We start from the raw sequence: 21,026 nt of genomic DNA, 5'->3' as shown, positions 1-21,026 counted from the left end.
GTGAACCGGATGATGACTTCGGGTGTTATCTGCGCCCTTCTCAGCGGCTGTGCAGGTACTGACTTTGCCAGCATCAACAAAAATATCAGCGATACCGCTTTCAGTATCAGTAAAACCCTGCGCGGCAGTGATGCGGATTCCATGGATTCCGGCAACGGTATGCCGGTACTGACAAAAGCATCAGGATCTGGCGGGAAAAGTGCCAGTAAACAGTTCAGCGTGCCGGTAGATATCGATACGGCTGCCGCGCGATTAAAGCGCCACTATGGCTATGTGAGTGCGGATGAAATTGAACGTATTCGCTCCAGAGATCGTAACAGCCGCTGGAGTGCCGCTGCCATTGAAGATGCCCATCCAGTGTGGGAAGCCGTTCCGGGGAGCGCCTATCGTATGGGTAGCGACGTGGGTGACAACGACCATATGGATATTGAGCTTGAAAAGAACGGTTCCGGTACGCGGATATATGTGACATACAAATCACCCGTCGCATCGCACCTTACCGGTAGCGCGTTCAACAACGTTATGTCTCAGGTGCGCCAGGTTGCTTCTGGTCAGGCACGCTAAAACCGGAGGCCGGCATGCAGCTTTATCTATGTGAAAAACCCTCTCAGGCCAAAGATATTGCCCGCGTGCTGGGCGTCAGCCAGCGCGGCCAGGGGAGTATTACCGGCGGTAATATTACGGTCACGTGGGCAATAGGCCATTTACTGGAAACGGCCACGCCCGAAACCTATGGCGAGCAGTTTGGTCGCCCGTGGCGCACTGAGGTGCTGCCAATCATCCCGGACCGCTGGCAGATGACCGTCAAGAAAGACACTGCCGATCAGTTTGTCGTTATCAAAAAACTGCTGAAACAGGCCAGTGAGGTAGTCATAGCCACCGATGCCGATCGCGAAGGTGAGGTGATCGCGCGTGAGCTGATGGATTACTGCAATTACACCGGTGCCGTGCGCCGGCTGTGGCTTTCCGCGCTGGATGAGGCCAGCATCAAAAAAGCCCTCAGTGAAATGCTGTCAGGCGACAAGACCGAAAAACTGTATCAGGCGGGTATTGGCCGCTCGCGGGCGGACTGGCTTATCGGAATGAACCTGACGAGGCTTTATACCCTTAAGGCCGGTGAAGCCGGGTTATCGGAGGTGTTTTCCGTGGGGAGGGTGCAGACGCCCACGCTCGCTATAGTGGTTAACCGGGATCTTGAAATTGACGGCTTCACACCAAAGCCCTGGTGGAAAGTCAGAGCGCAGCTTGAAAAAGACGGTGTCCGTTTTGAGGCTGAATGGGTTGCTGCGGAGCAATACTGTGATGATGAAAAACGGTGTGTAAATCAGCAGATTGCACAGGCTGTACAGCAGCTCTGCCTGAAAGCCGGGAACGGCAGCGTGATTTCCGTTGAGAAAAAGCGGGCTAAAACGCCGGCACCGCTCTGTTTTTCCCTCGGCGATCTTCAGGAAGTCTGCAATCAGAAATGGGGGCTTGGCGCTAATGAGGTGCTGTCTATAGCCCAGTCGCTGTATGAAACGCATAAAGCGACGACCTATCCGCGAACAGACTGCGGTTATCTGCCAGTATCGATGCGGGAAGAGGTCAAAGACGTTCTCCAGGCTGTACAGCATTCGGATCCTGCTATCGGCAGCGAGCTTTCCCGACTTGATACCGCATTTACCTCACGCGTCTGGAACGACAGGAAAATTACTGCGCACCACGCCATTATTCCGACGCGACAGCCATTCGACATAGCAAAGCTGAACGCGAAAGAGCTCAAAGTCTACTCTCTTATCCGCCTTCACTATCTGGCTCAGTTTATGCCGCTGCAGGAATCCGACGTGACGGATGCCACCTTCAATATTGGTAATCAGCTTTTCCGCACGCGTGGCCGCGTAATGGTTCATGCCGGGTGGAAATCACTGTTCAGGGGGGAGCTGGCTGAAGAGGAAGAGGGTGATAAGGAGTCCACCGCGCAGCTGCCCTTGCTGGAACAGGGTAATGTCTGCAGCGTCACCGGTGCAGACGTCAAAGATAATGTCACAAAAGCGCCGCCGCACCACACGGAAGGATCGCTTATTGCCGCCATGAAAAACGCCGCCAGCCTGGTAACGGATCCCCAGCTCAGGAAGGTGCTGCGTGATAACGCGGGGCTCGGTACGGAAGCGACGCGCAGCGGCGTACTTGAAACGCTGTTTAAACGGGGCTTCCTGGAGAAAAAAGGAAAATTCATCGTTGCCACGCAGATGGCGCAGGAACTGATCGCTGCCTTGCCAGAGACGCTGACCAGTCCGGGCATGACGGCTCTGTGGGAGCAGGCGCTGGATGATATTGCACAGGGAAAAAGCGGGCTCAGCGAGTTTATGCAAAAGCAAAGCCAGTGGACCCGGCATCTGGTCGAAAAAGGGCGGGACACTGCCTTTACGGTCACGGTTCCGGTCGGCCCTGACTGTCCTTTGTGTGGCGGACAGACCCATCAGCGCAAGGGTAAGGAAGGGAAATTCTGGGGCTGCGTGAAGTATCCTGACTGTAAGGGGATCGTTGGTGAAACAAACCGTAAAACACGACGCCAGACTGCGGGGAAAAAACGGGGCTCAGTTAAGGGCCGGAAAAGCCCAGCTTCTGCGCCGGCTGCCCTCAATCTGCAGAGCCAGAAAGGTTGACAGTAGTTACATTTGGCTTAAAAATAAACGCGCTTGTCCGTCGTCTCTGACGACCACCAATGATTCACCGGCCTGAGAGAATCGCCTTCGGGTGGCTGAACATAACACTCCTGTAGCCTGCAAGGGAGAACACATCAGTGTGGTAAATCTGCCCGCCTTTGGAAGCAGATATCGTCAATTACGGCTCCTACTGCCTGGCGATGAAGGTACATTCAACTATCAAGACAGTCAGAATTTAGCTGATTCTGACTCCCCGACGGGAATACTTCTCCCGTCCGGGCAGAAGTTTTCTCCGTCGAACCAAATTTGACCTCCATGGAGAAAACATCATGTCTGTAAACAACACCTCTAATGCCAGTAACACCGGTAAATCTAAAGACTACTTCAACCTGACCATCAACGGACTGGGCTATCTCAGCAACGTTCGCCAGGTTAATGCTCAGTCCGGCACCTTTATCAGCTGCGTTATCAACGCACTGTCAGGTCCGAGCGACAGCCCTTCTTATGTGCGTTTTGACGTCACCGTTGCCGGCAAAGAAGCCAGCAGTCTCATAAACCGCTGTCAGAAAGCGGTGGATGAGGATAAGAAAGTGCTGATTGGCTTTGTTCTGAGCAACCCATCAACGGACATTTTTCAGCTGAAAAATGGTGAGCACGCAGGTGAAAGCCGCGTCAGTCTGAAAGCCCGCCTGATCAGGGTGGACTGGATCAAAATAGGCCAGGACATGGTCTTTAAGACTGAACGCGCCGAACCGCAGCATGCGCAGAGCGCCGCTTCCCAGCAGCAATCCTACGCAGAAAACTCATTCTGATTGTTTACCATAGCCTGCTCTCTTCTGAGCAGGCGTCCCCCTCATAAGGAGCATTCTTATGTCCTCACGTGGCGTAAACAAAGTCATTCTCGTTGGCAATCTCGGTCAGGATCCGGAAATCCGCTACATGCCTAACGGCAGCGCTGTCGCTAACATTTCACTGGCAACGTCGGAGTCATGGCGAGATAAGCAGGCCGGCGAAAATCGTGAAATTACCGAATGGCATCGCGTTGTGCTGTTTGGCAAGCTTGCAGAAGTCGCCGGCGAATACCTTCGCAAAGGTTCTCAGGTCTATATTGAGGGTCAGCTGCGCACCCGCAAGTGGCAGGATCAGAGCGGACAGGACAAATACTCGACGGAAGTCGTCGTGAATGTTGGCGGCACCCTGCAGATGCTGGGTGGCCGTACACAAAACAGCGATCAGCAGCAGTACAGTGGTAACCGGGGGCAGCCTCAGCAGCCGCCGTCACAGCCTGATCCCGCTCCGCAACAGAAAAACAGTGGAAATAACGGGAAAGGTAATCGTGGTTCGCAGCGTAACAATGCCGCTCAGCCCGCGCCCCAGCAGCCTGCGCCACAGTCGCAGCCTGCTGGAGAATGGGATGATGACATACCGTTCCTCGGACACGGTTACGGCATGGCGAAACACGCTTCATCCTCTCTCTGACCCTCCGCTGTGTTTTGACTGCTGCACTAAATTTCACCATAATCCTTTAAAGGTTACTGACGATGCCTGCCATACTACGGCTGAACGGTTTTCGGTTCTTTTTCTACTCCAACGAAGGCAATCCGCGCGAACCTGCTCATATTCATGTGATAAAGGCCGGTACAGAAGCAAAATTCTGGCTGGAGCCGGTTGTAAAACTGGCAAGTAACGATGGATTTGACTCCCGGACGTTAAAAGAGCTGATGACAGTGATAAGGCAACACCAACCCATGCTTCTGGAGGCCTGGAATGATTATTTCAGCTAAGAACGTTCGGTTCGATCATCACATTATGTGGGTCGAACTCTCGGACGAGCGGATAATCGGCGTACCGCTTTCATGGTTTCCCCGGCTTCGCAACGCGTCTGCCGAACAGCTGAAAGATTACGAACTGTCTCCCCGTGGTATCCACTGGGACGCACTGGACGAAGATATCTCAATCGATGGCCTGTTACAGGGGCGCGGTGATGTAACGCACCCGCCTCATCAGGTCGCCTGAAGGTGCTGATTAAAAAACGCTGACTCCGGTCGTAATGCTTGTCAGTTAAGATCTTAATGGAGGCCGCAACGGATAACGTTGCGGCTTCTTTTTTACCGCCCTTGGGTAATGCCGCACTCTTCTTTCCGGCAACACCAGCCCTGGCGCCATCGCCATTATCTCTTCCATTATCCGCGGTATTTTTCCCGGTGAGATGCCCGGTAGCAGGCTCAGATGACTTCTCAGATACAGTGCGGACTGCTTAAAACTCATCTGATAAGGTTCCACGCCTTTCAGACTGTACGCCATTTGCGCCATCATGAACCTCAGAAGGTTATAGGCCAGGACCACGCCCCACAGCTCCTGACGCACAAGTTCTGGCTTTTTGCTTCTCAGCGTCAGCTCATTATTCAGCAGGTGTTGTTTCATCTCGCGGAACCCATGCTCTATTTCCCAGCGATGGCTGTATAAATCCACGACATCTGCTTTGGGATACCTCAGGGGGTCGCACATAGATGTCAGGATTTGAACCGTTTTTCCGTTGAGTTCTTTGCTGATAAGCCTTGCCGTCAGCGTGTCTCCAGCACCCTGCCATTTTTTCTTCGCCTGCGGCGACAGCTGTAATTCCACCAACTCCTGCCCGGCTCCTAAGCTACGGACTACACGGTACTGTGCTCCTTTGCGCAGCGGCAGCATCCAGTGTCTTTCCGTTCCCGCTGAGTGCCAGGCGTGCAGCAGACCCAGCGCATAAAAACCTTTATCAAAGAGAGTCAAAGAGTGGTCGGGGGTCTGTGGGATAAGCTGAGCGGCAAGATCGGCTTCGCCGACAGCTGAGACGCTGTCGAACGCTACTGCTGACAGCAGGTGACTGGTGACTTCCATCTGACAGACCATTCGCACCTGCGGCCACTCAGAGCACTTATTAATATTGGCCGTTCGCCCGAAGGCGGCATCATTCTCTGGTGTGTCAGGGGTGCGCCATACGGTGCCATCCACCGCCATCAGAGTCAGTCCGTTCCAGTGCGACAGCGGTGTCTTTTCAAACCACAGGCGCTGCGTTTTCTCAAACATTAACCGGATAACATCTTCTCCAAATCGCTGTCGGGCCTGCACAACCGCGCTGGGCGCAACAAAGGGCCTTTTTCCCCGGCAGAAGGATATCCAGGTGTGAGACGAGCTGGGTCATCGAATGGGAGCGAAAAAGTGCCATGCCGGTCACAGCCCAGACCATCATTTCCATCGATAACCGGCGCTTCCGTAACGTCACTGTGCCGGTATCAGCAAGACACTCATCAATGAGCTCAGGAGAAAGGAGATCAGAAAGCGCCGAGAATTCCTGAGGCGTAAAGTGATGAACGATATCGAGAGCCTGACTGAGAAGCATAAAAAAATCCGTAATCCCTGAGAGATTACGGATTTTTGCAGAACTGCCGGATCGTTCAACCGATCATTTTTGTCTTAACTGATCGGCATTATGACTCCGGTCGGCGTTTTTTTTTGAAATCGCAAAAAGAGTTGTTGATAGAAGCCTGCTGAAGAGTTGCGCACAGTGAAGCCTGTTCTCACTGTTCAGGAACTTTTCAGATGAAATTTAACGCCGTCTTTGCCGCTTTACCGCTTGCGCTGCTCGCGGGGTGCGTTCAGCAGCCCCAGAAGCTGCAGGAGCGGGCACCTGCTGAACCGGTTGCCCCGGTCAGCGTATCCCGCAATATTCAGGCATCCGCTGATGATGTTTATGCGCGGACGCCAGAAGTGGTTCGCTACGATCGTTATCTGCTGGTCAGCACGGATCCGCAGGCCGTGCAGCGCGACCCCCTCTCCCAGATTATTGACGTCCGTATCCCCTCCTCAGTGCAGCCAACCGTGGCTGACGCCATGCGCTATGCCCTGAAGCAGTCCGGCTACTCGCTTTGTCAGACCGGTCCGGCTAACGGCGTGTTGTACCGTCAGTCGTTGCCGGCCGTCCAGTTCCAGCTCGGCCCGATGCGCCTTCGCACCGCGCTACAGGTGCTGGCGGGCCCGGCATGGGAGCTTGAAGTGGATGACGTACAGCGTGTGGTCTGCCACAGCCTGCGTGCCGGTTACCAGTTGCCCGTAACACAGCTGCCTCCGCGTCCTGCCAGCGCCTACGAACCGGCTGCAGGCACGCCATCTTCTGCCAGTTCCTCTCAGGCGATCGCCCCTCGTCCCGTTCAGGCCCAGCCTGCTCACGGAGGGTGGCTGACAAAATGACAACAGAAACGTCCTTCCCTCACCAAAACGCTGATGACGTTGTTCCGTCATCAGGCGGCAGTTTCAGCGCCGTAAAACGCCGGCTGCCGGCTATAGGACTTACCACGCTTTCTATTGCCGCGCTGGGTCTCGCATTCATATCTCTTCGCGCCGGTGTGTCGCAGGAAAACCGTCTCAGTTACGTCGAGAAACAGCAAAACGTGGTTTACACCCAGGCACTGGCTAAAACCGATCTTGAACCACTCCAGGCCAACATCAGCACGCAGGCTGAAGCGATAAAAAGGCAGCAGGTTCAGCTCGATGCGGTCCGTAAATCGCTCGAAGCCTGGTCTGCCGAAGGCTTATCTGAAGCAGTCGATCAGGTTCGCCAGTCAATCGGTGAGCTGAATGATTCGCAGACTGCACTGCAGAGCCGTCAGGCTGCACTGGAACAGTCAGTTACTGCGCTGCAGCATCCGCCTCAGAAAGCGCAGCAGGCCACAGCTGAACCCAAAGCGGCAACGCCTGTAAAAAAGCCGACACCCGCTAAGCCGCACCGGGCTGTCAGGACAGTGGCCCGCAAAGCGCCATTCGTACTGACCGGCGTTGAAAAGCGGGGCACGGAGTCGTTTGCGGCCATTGCGCCGACGGGATTCAGCTCGCTGGCTGAAATCCGCCTGATCGGCGAAGGCCAGACCGTTAATGGCTGGACACTTGTTCACGCCGGCTACGGGCAGGCGCAATTTCGCGTGAACGGTCGCTTAACGACTATCAACGTTCGCTAACGGAGACGATATGAAGCTAAAAATAGCCAGTCTTGCAGCGATTATGCTCTGCTGCTCTGCGCAGGCCAGCGTTCAGGTTCAGAATTCCAGAGGCGAACCGGTGGATGCGCAAGGTCAGAGCGTGCAACAAAGCAGCGTACAGGATCTGCAACAGCAAGCCGGTCAGTGGGGGCTGAGTCAGGACGATTATCAGCGCTATCAGTCGCTGATGAACGGTCCGCGCGGCATTCAGTCACCGGGTCTGGATCCGTTGTCCACGCTGGGTATCGAGGCGCGGAGCCAGGTCGAGCGTCGTCAGTATGCTGAGAAGTGGGTAAAGGAAGAGTTTGCGCGTACGCAAAAAGAGCTGGATTTCCAGCGCGAAGTCACTGCCGCATGGAAGCGGCTCTATCCGGAAACGCTTGCGGTCAATATGGGCAACGCAGCCGGCATTGCGCACGACACCGGCGGGCGGCTGGCGCTGTTCGTTAAGTCAGCGGGCTGCGGGCAGTGTGACGCCCGGCTGGCAGCGGTATTAGCCGATAACAGGCCGGTTGATATCTACCTTGTAGACAGCCAGGGCGATGACGGGAAACTTCGCGGCTGGGCGAAAGACCATCACATTCCGCTGGACAGGGTGCGCAGCCGTCAGATCACGCTGAATCACGACGGCGGTCGCTGGATGCGGTTCGGTAACGGCATCATGCCAGTCGTTCTGCAGCAGGGGGAAGACGGATGGCAACTCGCCGCATTCTGACCGGAGCGGCGCTGCTGTTGCTTTCATTGTCCACGTTTGCCGGGGGCAAACAGACCGTTCCGGAGGGGTACGTGCGCGTGGCGCAGACTCACAGCGTACCGCCTGAATCGCTCTACTCTGTCAGCCTGCAGGAATCATCGCGCAGGCTGCCGCAGGGCGAACGCCCGTGGCCGTGGACCCTGAACGTCGCGGGTAAGGGCTATCGCTATAAAACCCGCCTTGAAGCCTGGCAGGCGCTGCAGGTGTTCATGAAAACGAACTCACTGAAGCGCATCGATGTCGGTATTGCCCAGGTTAATCTCGGCTGGAACGGCCAGCGTTTTACGTCAACCTGGGAGGCGCTGGACCCTTACGTAAATCTCAACGCCGCTGCCGCCATCCTGCGCGAGTGCTGGGACCGGAAACCCGGAAGCTGGCTCGATGCCGCCGGTTGTTATCACCATCCCGCAGGCGGCGCACCTGCTGCCCGCTATCGCGCTTTCGTTAAAAGCAAGCTCGCCATGCTCCAGTCCTCGCCGCATCTGCCGGCGGCTACCGCAGTTGAACAGACCGCGTCCGCATCGTTGCCGGATAACGGCCTCGTCTGGATAGATCCACGGAGTCAGTGATCATGAATCTGAAAAACCTCATCGTTACCGCATTTATCGCCTTTTCGCCAGCCGCGCTGGCGGAGCTCAACGTCATTGCAGACCTGGGTGGGCAGAGCACGCAGGCTGTTTTCGAGGCCGTAAACCGCCAGGATACGTCGCCTGCGCCTGCTGCAGCCCCTGAACAGGGGGAAGCGGCCATGCTGCCCGTTATTACTCCAGAACTTTCCCCCGGAAACGTGCCCCCCCGGGCGCTGCAGCTGCCGGGCATCGGAGCGCTGTTTATCATTGGCGATGACAGCTATTCACGGCAGTGGCTGCAGCAGAACGCACGGCAGCTTTCGGCCAGAAATGCAGCCGGCCTCGTTGTAAACGTTGAAAGCATGGAATCGCTGAAATCTCTGCGCGGTCTCGCGCCCGGTCTTCAGCTAGCTCCCTCATCGGGATCTGAACTTGCCCGCCGCCTGCAGCTGACCCATTACCCCGTACTTATCACGGACAGCGGCCTGTCTCAGGAGGCAGGGCAGTGATATCCGCTCCCTACGTCGCTGCATTGCTGATGGCAAATCCGGTTCTCCTGACCGTCCTGCTGGCCCTGATTATCTTTCTGCTCTGGCGTTTTCGTCGTGAGTCGGCCAGCGAGCGGCGGCACCGCCGGTATCGCGCCACGGCAGAGCGCGTCTGTACCCGCCTTCGCCAGCTCGGCGGAGACGGGCAGCGCATGAGCTATCTGCGCAGGATTAATCCCTACGTCTTTGAGGAGTTACTGCTGCTGGCATTTGAGCGCCAGGGCTATGCCGTACAGCGCAATGCGTCATACAGCGGCGACGGCGGTCTTGACGGACGGGTACACATTAACGGTGAGTGCTGGCTGATTCAGGCCAAACGCTACAGCCGGGCGATCGCGCCGGCGCATGTTCAGGATTTTGACGCGCTGCTGACGCGCATGGGGCAGCGTGGCCTGTTTATTCATACCGGCAGGACGGGCCAGAAAAGCAGGGCTGTCAGCAGCGATTCACAGCAACTGATGATTATCAGCGGACAACGCCTTCTGGCTCTGCTGGCAGGTAAGCCCTTTAAGGAGTTTTTTTGTGAGTGATAAATACGTAATTGAAGCCCTTCTGCGCCCGGCTGTGGAGCTGAATACAGCGGTCGCAGCGGGCACTGCCGCCATCGTCTGCGTGACAGCGCCCTGGGCAGTCGCCCTGGCCCCCTCCGTCAGCTACGTTACCGCAGGCGGATTTGCCGTGCTTTCTGCCATACGCGCGCGTCAGGGAATGCAGGTTATTCGCTACCGCCGCAACCTTCGCCGTTTACCGTGCTACGTCATGACGTCAAAACAGATCCCCGTCAGTAAACGCCGGCTTTTTCTGGGCCGTGGGTTTCGCTGGACTCAGAAACACACCCAGCGCCTGCGCGATACGCTGCGCCCGGAAGTGGCCCACTACCTGAAGCCGTCGAGGCTGTATCAGCTTGCCCGCCAGTTAGAGGAAGCGTCGGAAAACAGTTTGCCGGCGATCGGCAAACTGCTCAGTGCCGATACGCCCGTCAATCCGGTTCGCCCGCTTCCCCCGGTTGGCGGAAATCCAGCCGTACACGGCATTGAACCGGATGAAACTGACGTCACGCTCGATCTACGTGAGCGTGTCGGCCACACGATTGTCTACGGTACAACACGCGTGGGCAAAACCCGCCTCGCTGAGCTGTTAATCACTCAGGATATACGCCGTGGAGACGTCACCATTGTGTTTGATCCGAAAGGCGATGCGGACCTGCTGAAAAGGGTCTGGGCGGAAGCGCACCGGGCAGGCCGGGGCGATGAGCTGACCGTTTTCCACCTGGGCTGGCCTGATATTTCCGCGCGGTATAACGCCGTAGGGCGCTTCGGGCGCGTATCGGAAGTTGCTACCCGCGTTGCTGGTCAGCTCAGCGGTGAAGGTAACAGCGCTGCGTTTCGTGAGTTTGCCTGGCGGTTCGTGAATATCGTTGCGCGTGCGCTGGTTGCTCTCGGGGAACGCCCGGATTACACCCTTATTACCCGCTACGTGAACAACATCGCCGATCTGTATCTGCGTTATGCCGAAAAAATCATTACCGAGAAACTGCCCGAACTGCACGGCCAGATCGAGAACAACGCCAACGCATTCAGTGAAGACGACGTGCCGCGCAACATGCAGGGACAGCCTGAAGCTATCCGGATTTGGGCCGTTGAAGTGGCGCTGAGTTCTGATGCAGGAAATGCGCTGTATGACCCGATCCTTGACGGACTGCGCTCTGCCGTACGCTATGACCGCACCTACTTTGACAAAATCGTGGCGTCACTGCTGCCGCTGCTGGAAAAACTGACCACCGGCAAAACGGCGGAGCTGCTGTCTCCCGATTATCTGAATATGGAAGATCCGCGCCCTATTTTTGACTGGGAGCAGGTTATCCGTAAAAAAGGCATCGTTTACGTGGGGCTGGATGCGCTCAGCGACAGCGAGGTTGCCAGCGCCGTGGGTAACAGCATGTTTGCCGATCTGGTGAGCGTGGCCGGGCACATCTACAAGCACGGTATCAACGGCGGCCTGCCGGGTTCAAAAGAGGGTAAGGACGCCATTAACCTGCACTGCGATGAATTCAACGAACTGATGGGCAATGAGTTTATCCCGCTCATCAACAAAGGTGGCGGTGCGGGCATGCAGGTGACGGCCTACACGCAGACCTCATCTGATATTGAAGCCCGGATCGGGAGCGCGGCCAAGACCTCTCAGGTTCAGGGCAACTTCAACAACCTGATCATGCTGCGCGTGAGAGAAAACCGGACGGCAGAGCTGCTAACCTCGCAGCTGCCGCAGGTTGAAATCTACAGCAAAACGCTGGTCTCGGGTCATCAGGATTCAGCTGACGTCACCGTCAATCACGATTTTACCTCCAGCACCCAGGACCGCGTCGGCACCATTAAGGTGCCGCTGCTTGAGCCTGCCGACATTGTCACACTGCCTAAAGGTCAGGCGTTTGCGCTGCTTGAGGGCGGCCAGCTCTGGAAAATTCGTATGCCGCTGCCGGCGGGCGATGCAGGTGACGTGCATATGCCTGAGAACATCGCGCGTCTTGCCGAAGAGATGCGCCGGAATTACCACAGCAGTGAAGGGTGGTGGGACAGCCGCAGTTCAGCAGCTGCGCCAGTGAATGGAGATAACAATGGCTGAGGCACGTCGTACCGCACCGCAGCAATATCCGCAGCAGCACCCCGCGCAACCCCGTGAGCACGGCCTGCTTTATAACCTGGCCTGGGGCTGGCCGTGGAAACTCGTTGGCGTGATCCTGGCTTCACTGATGGTGAGCCTTGTTATTGAATATGTCGGGATTGCGTTCTTCTGGCCTGAAATGGGGGCAGCGCACAGCCAGGCCGTGATGAATACCGAGTTTGGCTATCTGTCTTCTGATTTTACCCGCAGCCTGCTGCTTTCAGAGCCGGCTGCAACGGTGACGCGCTGGATAACGGATGCCTATCAGTGGGCGTTTGTGGACAGTGGGATCATCGGCTGGATACAGGAAAAATATCAGGCCGAGATGAACAGCGGCAATGAGGTATCGCGCAATCTTAAGGGTGCCAGCCGCTGGCTGGGGACTTATTTGCAGCAGTATATGCTGGCAACGGTATATGTCTCTATTGTGACGCTGATCCGCGTCACTATCATTGCCCTTTCTGTACCGCTGTTCGTACTGGTTATATGCGTTGCCGTGGTTGAAGGGCTTGGCCGACGTGATTTGCGCCGGTTTGGTGCCGGTTATGAGTCATCTTTTCTGTACCACCGTGCGAAAAGGTTGATTAAGCCGGCTGTGTATCTGCCGGTGATGGCCTATCTCTCCTGGCCTTCAGCGGTCTATCCGAATCTTCTGCTGCTGCCCGCAGCGTTAATGCTGGGGCTTACCATTACGGTTACAACGGCATCGTTCAAAAAATATATATGAGCACCTCCCGTATGCCAGGCAGTTTAGGGTTATGACATTAAGGCGATTGCAGTTATATATCCGGCCTTGCTGCGTCAGCCTGAGCTGTCGCGGGCCCTAATGAATTCCGCTGGCGCACGCCTCATTACCTTTACGAACCCGCAGTTCGATACTTTTTTCAGGTTTAGTGCGCCCCGGTCTGACCTGTCATGTCATTACTTACAACTACCCGCGCAATCGCAGGATACTTACTGATCTTGAATTCTTCAATGCTGCACCGTTTCCGGCGGCGCTTTGATATACGGCTTATTGTGTGCCAGAACTGCCCATATGGTTCTGGCCATTTTGTTGGCCAGTGCGACTGATGCAACGTTTACTGTCCGTCTCTTGAGAAGGTTGGTTACCCACGCCCCCGGTTCGTTAGCATTCTGGATAACGCTGTGCGCACCGTTAATCAGTAGCTTACGCAGGTATTTATCACCTCGCTTGCTGATGCCCTTCAGTACCACTTTGCCGCCTGTACCGGTTTGTCTTGGGACCAGACCTATCCAGGCCGCAAACTCCCGGCCGGAACGAAATGCACCGGCACTTCCCATTGCTGCAATGGCCGCTGTTGCTGTCAGAAAACCAACGCCGGGAATATCGCTGATCGCTCTTACCCCCGGATCATCTTTGCTTAGCGATTTTATTCGCCGCTCCAGCGCAGAGATTCGATGCTCAAGACGTTCAATTTCCGCGAGCTGTTCACGCAGAGTTTCAATGAGTTCAGCAGGCAATCTTTCCTCCAGACGCACCAGAATGTCAGGCATGCTGCTGAAAAGGCTCGCTCTGCCTTTGCGCATCACTTCGCCATACTCAGCCAACAATCCGTGCAGTTCATTGACCTGCATCTGCCTTGATTTAACGAGGAGAAATCGCACTCTGTGAAGTGCCAGCATCGCCTGCTGCGCTTCCGTTTTCACCGCCACAGCTTTACCCGGCTGCTGAGCAGCGTGCCAGATTGCTTCAGCATCTGCCATATCATTTTTGTTTCATATGTTGAATGCTTTCACATAGGCGCCGGGCATCAGCTTGACCTGATGTCCCAGAAGACTCAGTTGCCGGGCCCAGTGATGTGCTCCTCCGCTGGCCTCCATGCCGACTAAACAGGGTTTCCGGTTCTGAAAGAAGCTCAGAAACGAGGTGCGTTTAACCGCCTTGTTGATCACTTCTCCGGTTTCAGTATCAACATAGTGAAGCTGAATAACGTTTTTGGCGATGTCAGCGCCAACGACCATGCTGCTCATGTTCAGTTACTCACTAATAAACGTTTAATGAAATTATGGGCGCGTAAGGTCGAATGGATTGCGACACGGGCTACAAGGCTGGAAGCTATCTCAAGAGGTAAAGTAGCAGACATGCTGCTTGCCGAATGTCTCAGGGCGTGAAGCAGACATATGCTCATCAAGCTTTGCAGCCTAGACAAGTTTGTCAGGTAAATCTGAGAAGGTGCTTTTAATTGTAGATTGAGCGATCTACAATTAATTCTCACTTCTGGAGGATTGAATGAAAGCATCTGTTGGTAGACCCCGAGAATTCGACCCTGAAACATTTCTTAATACCGCGCTGGAATGCTTCTGGCAAAAAGGATATCGGGCAACATCAATGTCAGACCTCATGAAAGCCTCTGGCCTTGCAAGTGCCAGTATCTATAAGCTTTACCCTGATAAACGCTCAATCTATCTCGCGGCCTTACAGCAATACATGGATGAAGGTGTTTCCAGAGCAGCAGAACGCGATGCAGAGTTTTCTCCAGAAATGGCATTGCGCGAAACGTTAGAATTTGTAGCGCTTTTATCATCTTCTCCTGATGGAGAAAAAGGTTGTTTTACCATTGCCGCGGCCAGTGAACTTCTACCGGGTGATGCAGAAGTAAAAAGTAAGGTTCATCATAAATTCAACTCAATAATCAATCAGTTGGAAAAAATATTATGCAGGGGTCAGACGCAGCAGCTTTTTCGGTGCGATGAAAGCCCACGAACAATGGCAATAAGCATTTTTATGATGCTGGAAGGGATGCGAGTTTATGGGAAAATTCAGCCCGAAATTGACGAACTCAAAAAGAGTAACGAATTTATTGTCAGATCGGTGCTCTCAAACAGACATGAAGATGAGAAAGGCCTCTCCAGTCAGGCATCAACATGATGGAAGTGGGCACAATTGTTCGGCGTCGAAAAAGAAGAAGTACAATGGTTGTGCTCGAATGTGAAAATGGCATGGCTTTATGTGGTTGGGTCAATAACGGAAAGTTTTTCAAAAGACGCTTTCCATTGTCTGAGTTAAAGACATGTGTGCCTTACTCAAACTTTTGGCCTCTTACTTAAAGCCCCGGTATGCCCTTTTTCGGTGCCTGATACTGACGTCCGCTCCTTGCACAGGCTGTGTGAAAACTGCTTTGGTCGCTTAAACTGCCAAAAACAGGGTTGAAAACTGCTCTCATACGTAAAATCTGGCTCAGCCAGCCAGTTGGGCACTGCAAGATTTTACGTAGATGCGCACACTTCAGTTTTGGGGCAGGGTTTTCACACAGCCTGGGCACAAAGCGGACTGACGTAAGGCTAACGTCAGCTATGAGCGGACTGTTAAGCATGGTAAATCTCACATGCACCCTGTGGTGGGAGGTGCTCATACCATTATCTTTAATGGCCTGATACCAAAGCCTGTGAAATGCAGGCTTTGCTAAATTTCACAATTAACATCCGATGAAACGCTCAATAAGCCGAAAAAATACATGCAATTTTATCCAATGCAACCGTCAATCCTTGCGATCTACCTTCCTGCCAGGAACCTGAGAGCACCCGGAAACCTGCGTTTATAAAGGCCATTCTCTTTTCAGGTTTCGCTAAGTACGAAAGTGATCACTTTGCGTAACATATCCCTATCGAGAGCCTCTCCGAATGCGGGATTACGTACCGACCGCACAGCCATCCCTTCCAGTAAGGAGGTGATGATTTCGCATTTTGAGATGACGTCTTCTGAAGCGCCGCCCAGAATATTATAGAAATCCTGGAAGACGTCTTTATCGTATTCCTGGATCAAGTGCGCTATGGACGCATTGCGGGAAACCTCTGCTGAAATTTCCATTTTCAGCGCTGCGGTTCCTCTGTCTAAAAAGCGCTGCTCATCCGCAAGCGTGGCATCAACGAGCGCCTCGACGGCGTTTTTGGTTTTCATCGAGGATTTCACGTTAGAAATATAGGTTTCAATTTGACTCCGGTCTCTGGCGACGATTGCCTCAACGATCCCCTCTTTGCTGCCGAAGTAATGATAGATGTGACCGGAGCTCATTCCTGCTGCGGCTGAGATCTGAGACATGCTCGTTTTGTGAAATCCCTGAAGCTTAAAACACTCAACAGCAGCCTCAAGAACCTGCTCTTTGCGTCTTTTTGCTATATCAGAATCACCGCCATTTTTTTTAACAGACATACCTGAACCTTCTTGTCCTGAAAATTATCTTCGCGAAAGGTGGACATAAACATCACTGACCAGAAAATCAATTACCTAACAACGCAAGAAATTGATAAATATACATTTAAATCATATAGCACGCCGTAAAGACTAACATCATTTTCTGAATGTGTGGCGTGATTTTTGCAAAACTGTCAAGAGCCCCGCAATTAATAAAAACTTTAATCACAACTTTACATTTTTAGGTCGGTCGTTCAACCTACAACGCGCTATGCCGCAGGTTTGTGCGCTTAATCATACGCTAATAAAAGATTGGTCAACCAACCTAGATCACAATTTGGGATAAAAAATGTATTATTTTCATGATATTAAAAAAAGAAAACAGCTAGGCAACTTCATTAACCTGGCGTTAATGATCGGCGCTACGAGCCTCCTCAGCGCGTGTGATGAATCACCGGCTTCCACACCTGATGTAGAACCCCCCGTGGTAGGTGTGTATAAAGTCGAGCCCAGCAATGTCCGCATGCTGACGGAATTACCCGGACGCACCAGCGCCTATCTGATCGCGGAAGTCAGACCGCAGGTAGGGGGCATCTTATTAAAGAGGGATTTCACCGAGGGTACGGACGTAAAAGAAGGCCAGACCTTATATCATATCGATCCTGCGCCCTATAAGGCGACGCTTGCCAGTGCTGATGCAAGCCTGGAATCGGCTAAGTTACTGTTCTCACGATACAGCAAACTCGCGTCTTTAAATGTCGTCAGCCAGCAGAATCTGGATGACGCGAAGTCCCAGTATCTGCAGGCAAAGGCCAACGCCGACAATGCCAGAATTAATCTGAATTACACCGAAATTAAATCCCCGATTTCGGGAAGGATTGGACGTTCCAATGTCACCCAGGGAGCGCTGGTCACCGCCGGGCAGACAAATGAATTAGCCACGGTGCAGCAGCTGGATCCGATCTATGTGGATATTTCACAACCGGCATCGGCCCTGGTTCAGATTCGTGAGGATCTGGAAAGCGGTCGCCTCAAAAGCGATGACGAAGGGCGAGCAAAAATCAGCCTGGAATTTGACAACGGCACAAAGTACAAACAGACCGGCACTCTCCAGTTCTCCGAAGTCAGCGTCAATGAAAGCACCGGTTCGGTAACCCTGCGGGCAGTTTTCCCTAATCCTGATGGCGTTTTGCTGCCCGGTATGTTTGTGCGCGCGCAGCTGCAGCAGGGGATCCGTGAAAACGCCATTCTTGTGCCACAGAGAGGGGTGACGCGGGACACTCAGGGTAAAGCGGTCGCGTTAGTGGTGGATGCTGACAACGTTGTGGAACAGAAGAATCTTACAACGGATCAAAGCATTGACGGGAACTGGTTAATCAGTGCCGGACTCAAGCCCGGCGAGCAGGTCATTGTCGATGGTTTACAGAATGTGACTCCTGGAATGATTGTTAAGCCTGTTCAGGCTGCAAAAAATTCATCCGAAGGCAGTTTATCTAAGACGTCAGATCACAAAGATAATACGGATATTTAAGGGAGCAGCATGTCCAGATTTTTTATAGATCGGCCTATCTTTGCATGGGTCATTGCAATCATCGTCATGATCGCAGGCGCGCTTGCAATTTTAAAGCTACCCGTTAACCAGTACCCCGATGTTGCACCACCGGCAATTGGCATAACGGCTTCCTATCCGGGCGCTTCGGCGCAGACCGTTCAGGATACGGTGACTCAAGTCGTTGAACAGCAACTGAACGGCCTTGATGGCCTGCGATACATTCGCTCTGAGAGCAATTCAGACGGCAGCGTAAATATTGTTGTGACCTTTGAGCAGGGTGTTGACCCGAATACCGCACAGGTTCAGGTTCAGAACAAACTGCAGCTTGCCACACCAATGCTTCCTCAGACCGTCCAGCAGCTGGGTATCCGCGTCTATAAGTACCAGATCAACTTTATGTTGGTAGCCACGCTGATTTCAGAAGATGGCCGACTGGATAACAACGCACTGGGCGATTTGATTGTATCGCAGCTGCAGGATCCCCTCAGCCGTACGTCAGGCGTTGGCGACTTTTATGTCTTGGGCGCTCAGAACGCGATGCGTGTCTGGCTGGACCCGATCAAGTTAAACAACTACAAGTTAATGCCCAGTGACGTGATGGCCGCCATACAGGCACAAAACGTTCAGGTCTCCTCCGGTCAGTTAGGCGGGCGGCCTTCAGCAGATACCTCAAGATTAAACGCAACGGTAATCGGCAAAACACTCTTCACCAGAGCCTCTCAGTTCCAGGACATACTGCTCAAGGTAAATCCGGATGGCTCACGCGTCTTATTAAAAGACGTTGGAAACGTCATGCTGGGGTCGGATAACTATGACTTCAATGCCAAGCTGAACGGTCACCCCAGTGCGGGTATTGCTTTGCGTTTAGCCACTGGCGCGAACACCATTGACGCCGTCAGCGCCGTGCGTTCAACCCTGGATCAGTTAGCTAAAACGCTGCCGCCGGGCGTTAAAGTGGTGTATCCGTACGATACCGCTCCGGTGGTAAAAGAGTCGATTAAAGGCGTCGTGCATACGTTAGTTGAAGCGATCGCCCTGGTTTTCCTGATCATGTTCCTGTTCCTCCAGAACTGGCGCGCCACGCTGATCCCGACGCTGGCCGTGCCCGTCGTTCTGCTGGGCACCTTCGGCATCATGTCAGCCTTCGGCTTCACTATTAACATCCTGACCATGTTTGGTCTTGTGCTGGCAATTGGCCTGCTGGTTGATGACGCAATCGTGGTCGTGGAAAACGTCGAGCGAATTTTATCTGAAGAGGACATCTCGCCGGTTGAAGCGACCCGTAAATCTATGGATCAGATCTCCGGTGCGTTAGTCGGCATCGGGCTGGTGCTGTCCGCCGTATTTATACCGATGGCGTTTTTCGGCGGTTCCACAGGCGTAATTTATCGTCAGTTCTCGTTAACCATCGTTTCTGCAATGGCGCTATCCGTACTCACCGCGCTGATCTTCACGCCCGCACTCTGTGCAACGCTGCTGAAGCCAGTCGGTAAGGATCATCATGATAAAAAAGGATTTTTTGGCTGGTTCAACCGCGTGTTCGAAAAAAATGCGCGCCGGTACGAAAATGGCGTGTCCCGGGTAATTACCGGCAAACGCCGGTATTTAATGCTGTTTTTATTCATTGTGGTGGCTTTAGCCGTGCTGTTCCCCAGACTGCCGACCTCGTTTTTACCCGATGAGGACCAGGGAACGATGGTTGTTCAGGCTGAGTTACCTGCCAACGCCACCATGGATCAGACCGATGCCGTGCTGGATAAGGTGCAGAAATATTTCGCCGAACAGGAGAAAGGCAACGTTCAGGCTGTATTCGCCGTCAGTGGCTTCAGCTTTGCGGGGCGCGGCCAGAACTCTGCGCTTGCCTTTGTGCAGCTCAAGCCCTGGGATGAGCGCAAGGATACCGTTTTTGATCTTCAGCGCCGGGCTATGGACTACTTTGGCACAATAAAAGAAGCCAGGGTCCTGGCTTTTGCACCGCCGGCAATCATGGAGCTCGGCAACGCCACGGGGTTCGATGTTTTCCTGCAGGACTTTAGCGGACACAGCCATGCCGAGCTGATGAAGGCTAAGGAAAAAATCCTCTCTGAAGCCGCTAAAAATCCGGCACTCAGTATGGTGCGTGCTAACGGTAAAAACGATGAGCCGCAGTACAAAATCGAAATCGATGATGAAAAAGCAAGCACGCTCGGTGTCAACCTGGATGACATCAACACCACCATGTCGGCTGCGTGGGGCTCTTCTTTTGTCAACAACTTCCTGGATCGCGGACGTATCAAGCGCGTCTACATTCAGGGTCAGCCTCAGTCCAGGATCACGGAGAAGGATTTCAGCCAGTGGTACGTGAGAAATTCGTCCGGTGAAATGGTTTCATTTGCCTCCTTCGCTTCCGGAAAGTGGGAGATAGGCTCACCTAAACTGGAGCGATACAACGGTGTACCTGCTGTGGAGCTTCTGGGCCAGCCGTCACCGGGTTACAGTTCAGGCGATGCCATGGCTGCAATGGAAGACATTGCAAAAGATTTACCTTCCGGAATGAAGCTCTCCTGGACGGGTCTTTCCTATGAGGAGAGATCCTCGGGTTCGCAGGCTCCGGCGCTGTATGCGCTGTCAATCATCGCCGTTTTCCTGTGCCTTGCAGCGCTCTATGAAAGCTGGTCTGTACCTTTCTCGGTAATACTTGTCATTCCACTGGGGGTTATTGGTACCGTGCTTGCCACAATGATGCGCGGCCTGGAAAACGACGTTTTCTTCCAGATTGGCCTGTTGACGACGGTGGGACTTTCCGCCAAAAACGCAATTCTGATCGTCGAATTTGCCAAGGAGCTGTACGAGAAAGAGGGGAGGACCTTATCTCAGGCGGCCATTGAGGCAGCACGCCTCCGACTGCGTCCGATTATTATGACGTCTCTGGCATTTACCATGGGGGTCATACCGCTGTTAATTTCCAGCGGCGCAAGCTCAGGAAGTAAACATGCCATCGGTACGGGCGTAGTAGGCGGTATGGTGACAGCGACGTTCCTTGCCATATTCTTCATCCCTCTTTTTTACGTTTTAGTGAACAGCCTTAAAAAGCGTAAAAATAATACTGACACATAAAGACCATCTGAACCGGCTGGCAGGAAATCCACATCC

General features: G+C 53.7%; 18 protein-coding genes and 2 pseudogenes. 17 read left to right on the top strand and 3 right to left on the bottom strand.

Annotated elements, in window-relative coordinates; translation table 11 throughout:
- The 6 genes from IBT46_RS22165 (at position 1) to IBT46_RS22140 (ending at position 4,661) form a co-directional block, all read left to right on the top strand.
- Positions 1-564: a hypothetical protein gene (locus IBT46_RS22165; protein ID WP_200547441.1), complete on the top strand. Its 564-nt coding sequence runs from the start codon at positions 1-3 to the stop codon at positions 562-564.
- 14 nt (positions 565-578) lie between these two features.
- Entirely contained in the window at positions 579-2,645 is a 2,067-nt protein-coding gene (locus IBT46_RS22160; protein WP_200547440.1) for a DNA topoisomerase III, read from the top strand.
- 329 nt (positions 2,646-2,974) lie between these two features.
- Positions 2,975-3,457: an STY4534 family ICE replication protein gene (locus IBT46_RS22155; RefSeq protein ID WP_200547439.1), complete on the top strand. Its 483-nt coding sequence runs from the start codon at positions 2,975-2,977 to the stop codon at positions 3,455-3,457.
- A 58-nt stretch (positions 3,458-3,515) separates the two neighbouring features.
- Complete coding sequence (locus IBT46_RS22150; protein ID WP_200547438.1) at positions 3,516-4,124, top strand: single-stranded DNA-binding protein; 609 nt, start codon at positions 3,516-3,518, stop codon at positions 4,122-4,124.
- Between the two features lie 62 nt (positions 4,125-4,186).
- Positions 4,187-4,429: a DUF4160 domain-containing protein gene (locus IBT46_RS22145; protein WP_200547437.1), complete on the top strand. Its 243-nt coding sequence runs from the start codon at positions 4,187-4,189 to the stop codon at positions 4,427-4,429.
- The gene (locus IBT46_RS22140; protein WP_007885438.1) at positions 4,413-4,661 is read left to right on the top strand and encodes a DUF2442 domain-containing protein; all 249 of its coding nucleotides are present in this window, start codon (positions 4,413-4,415) and stop codon (positions 4,659-4,661) included. Before IBT46_RS22145 ends, IBT46_RS22140 begins: the two co-directional genes overlap by 17 nt.
- A 45-nt stretch (positions 4,662-4,706) precedes the next feature.
- Here IBT46_RS22140 and IBT46_RS22135 read toward each other — a convergent pair.
- A pseudogene (locus IBT46_RS22135) lies at positions 4,707-6,024 on the bottom strand (IS4 family transposase).
- 200 nt (positions 6,025-6,224) lie between these two features.
- Between IBT46_RS22135 and IBT46_RS22130 the strand changes: the two are divergent.
- The 8 genes from IBT46_RS22130 to IBT46_RS22095 are packed head-to-tail and all read left to right on the top strand — an operon-like array spanning position 6,225 to position 12,916.
- Positions 6,225-6,872 carry a PilL N-terminal domain-containing protein gene (locus tag IBT46_RS22130; RefSeq protein WP_200547436.1) on the top strand — a complete coding sequence of 216 codons (648 nt, stop codon included), beginning with the start codon at positions 6,225-6,227 and terminating at the stop codon, positions 6,870-6,872.
- On the top strand, positions 6,869-7,636 hold the full coding sequence (locus IBT46_RS22125) for a TMF family protein (protein ID WP_200547435.1): 768 nt from the start codon (positions 6,869-6,871) through the stop codon (positions 7,634-7,636). The genes IBT46_RS22130 and IBT46_RS22125 overlap by 4 nt, the downstream gene beginning before the upstream one ends.
- Positions 7,637-7,646: 10 nt before the next feature.
- Positions 7,647-8,372: a TIGR03759 family integrating conjugative element protein gene (locus IBT46_RS22120; RefSeq protein WP_200547434.1), complete on the top strand. Its 726-nt coding sequence runs from the start codon at positions 7,647-7,649 to the stop codon at positions 8,370-8,372.
- Complete coding sequence (locus tag IBT46_RS22115) at positions 8,351-8,980, top strand: lytic transglycosylase domain-containing protein (protein WP_200547433.1); 630 nt, start codon at positions 8,351-8,353, stop codon at positions 8,978-8,980. The genes IBT46_RS22120 and IBT46_RS22115 overlap by 22 nt, the downstream gene beginning before the upstream one ends.
- Positions 8,981-8,982: 2 nt before the next feature.
- Complete coding sequence (locus IBT46_RS22110) at positions 8,983-9,489, top strand: integrating conjugative element protein (protein WP_200547432.1); 507 nt, start codon at positions 8,983-8,985, stop codon at positions 9,487-9,489.
- Entirely contained in the window at positions 9,486-10,058 is a 573-nt protein-coding gene (locus IBT46_RS22105) for a restriction endonuclease (protein WP_200547431.1), read from the top strand. Before IBT46_RS22110 ends, IBT46_RS22105 begins: the two co-directional genes overlap by 4 nt.
- Positions 10,051-12,150: a type IV conjugative transfer system coupling protein TraD gene (gene traD, locus IBT46_RS22100; protein WP_200547430.1), complete on the top strand. Its 2,100-nt coding sequence runs from the start codon at positions 10,051-10,053 to the stop codon at positions 12,148-12,150. Before IBT46_RS22105 ends, traD begins: the two co-directional genes overlap by 8 nt.
- Entirely contained in the window at positions 12,143-12,916 is a 774-nt protein-coding gene (locus IBT46_RS22095; RefSeq protein ID WP_200547429.1) for a TIGR03747 family integrating conjugative element membrane protein, read from the top strand. Before traD ends, IBT46_RS22095 begins: the two co-directional genes overlap by 8 nt.
- Positions 12,917-13,161: 245 nt before the next feature.
- On the opposite strand, the pseudogene IBT46_RS22090 reads toward IBT46_RS22095, so the two are convergent.
- Positions 13,162-14,181 (bottom strand): annotated as a pseudogene (locus tag IBT46_RS22090) (IS110 family transposase).
- A 259-nt stretch (positions 14,182-14,440) separates the two neighbouring features.
- On the opposite strand from IBT46_RS22090, the gene IBT46_RS22085 reads away from it, so the two are divergent.
- Entirely contained in the window at positions 14,441-15,079 is a 639-nt protein-coding gene (locus tag IBT46_RS22085; protein WP_200547428.1) for a TetR/AcrR family transcriptional regulator, read from the top strand.
- Positions 15,080-15,766: 687 nt separating this feature from the next.
- On the opposite strand, the gene IBT46_RS22080 is transcribed toward IBT46_RS22085, so the two are convergent.
- On the bottom strand, positions 15,767-16,360 hold the full coding sequence (locus tag IBT46_RS22080; RefSeq protein WP_004181878.1) for a TetR/AcrR family transcriptional regulator: 594 nt from the start codon (positions 16,358-16,360) through the stop codon (positions 15,767-15,769).
- A 331-nt stretch (positions 16,361-16,691) separates the two neighbouring features.
- Here IBT46_RS22080 and IBT46_RS22075 point away from each other — a divergent pair, with 331 nt between their 5' ends.
- Positions 16,692-17,873 (top strand): efflux RND transporter periplasmic adaptor subunit, encoded by a 1,182-nt coding sequence (locus IBT46_RS22075; protein WP_200547427.1) that lies wholly within the window; start codon positions 16,692-16,694, stop codon positions 17,871-17,873.
- 9 nt (positions 17,874-17,882) lie between these two features.
- Entirely contained in the window at positions 17,883-20,990 is a 3,108-nt protein-coding gene (locus IBT46_RS22070) for an efflux RND transporter permease subunit (protein ID WP_200547426.1), read from the top strand.
- Positions 20,991-21,026 lie beyond the last annotated feature (36 nt).

Source organism: Erwinia sp. S38 (assembly GCF_016624545.1).
GTDB classification, from domain to species: Bacteria; Pseudomonadota; Gammaproteobacteria; order Enterobacterales; family Enterobacteriaceae; genus Erwinia; species Erwinia coffeiphila.
Note: the sequence above shows the minus strand (reverse complement) of the source record. Positions and strands in the feature narration are given on the sequence as shown.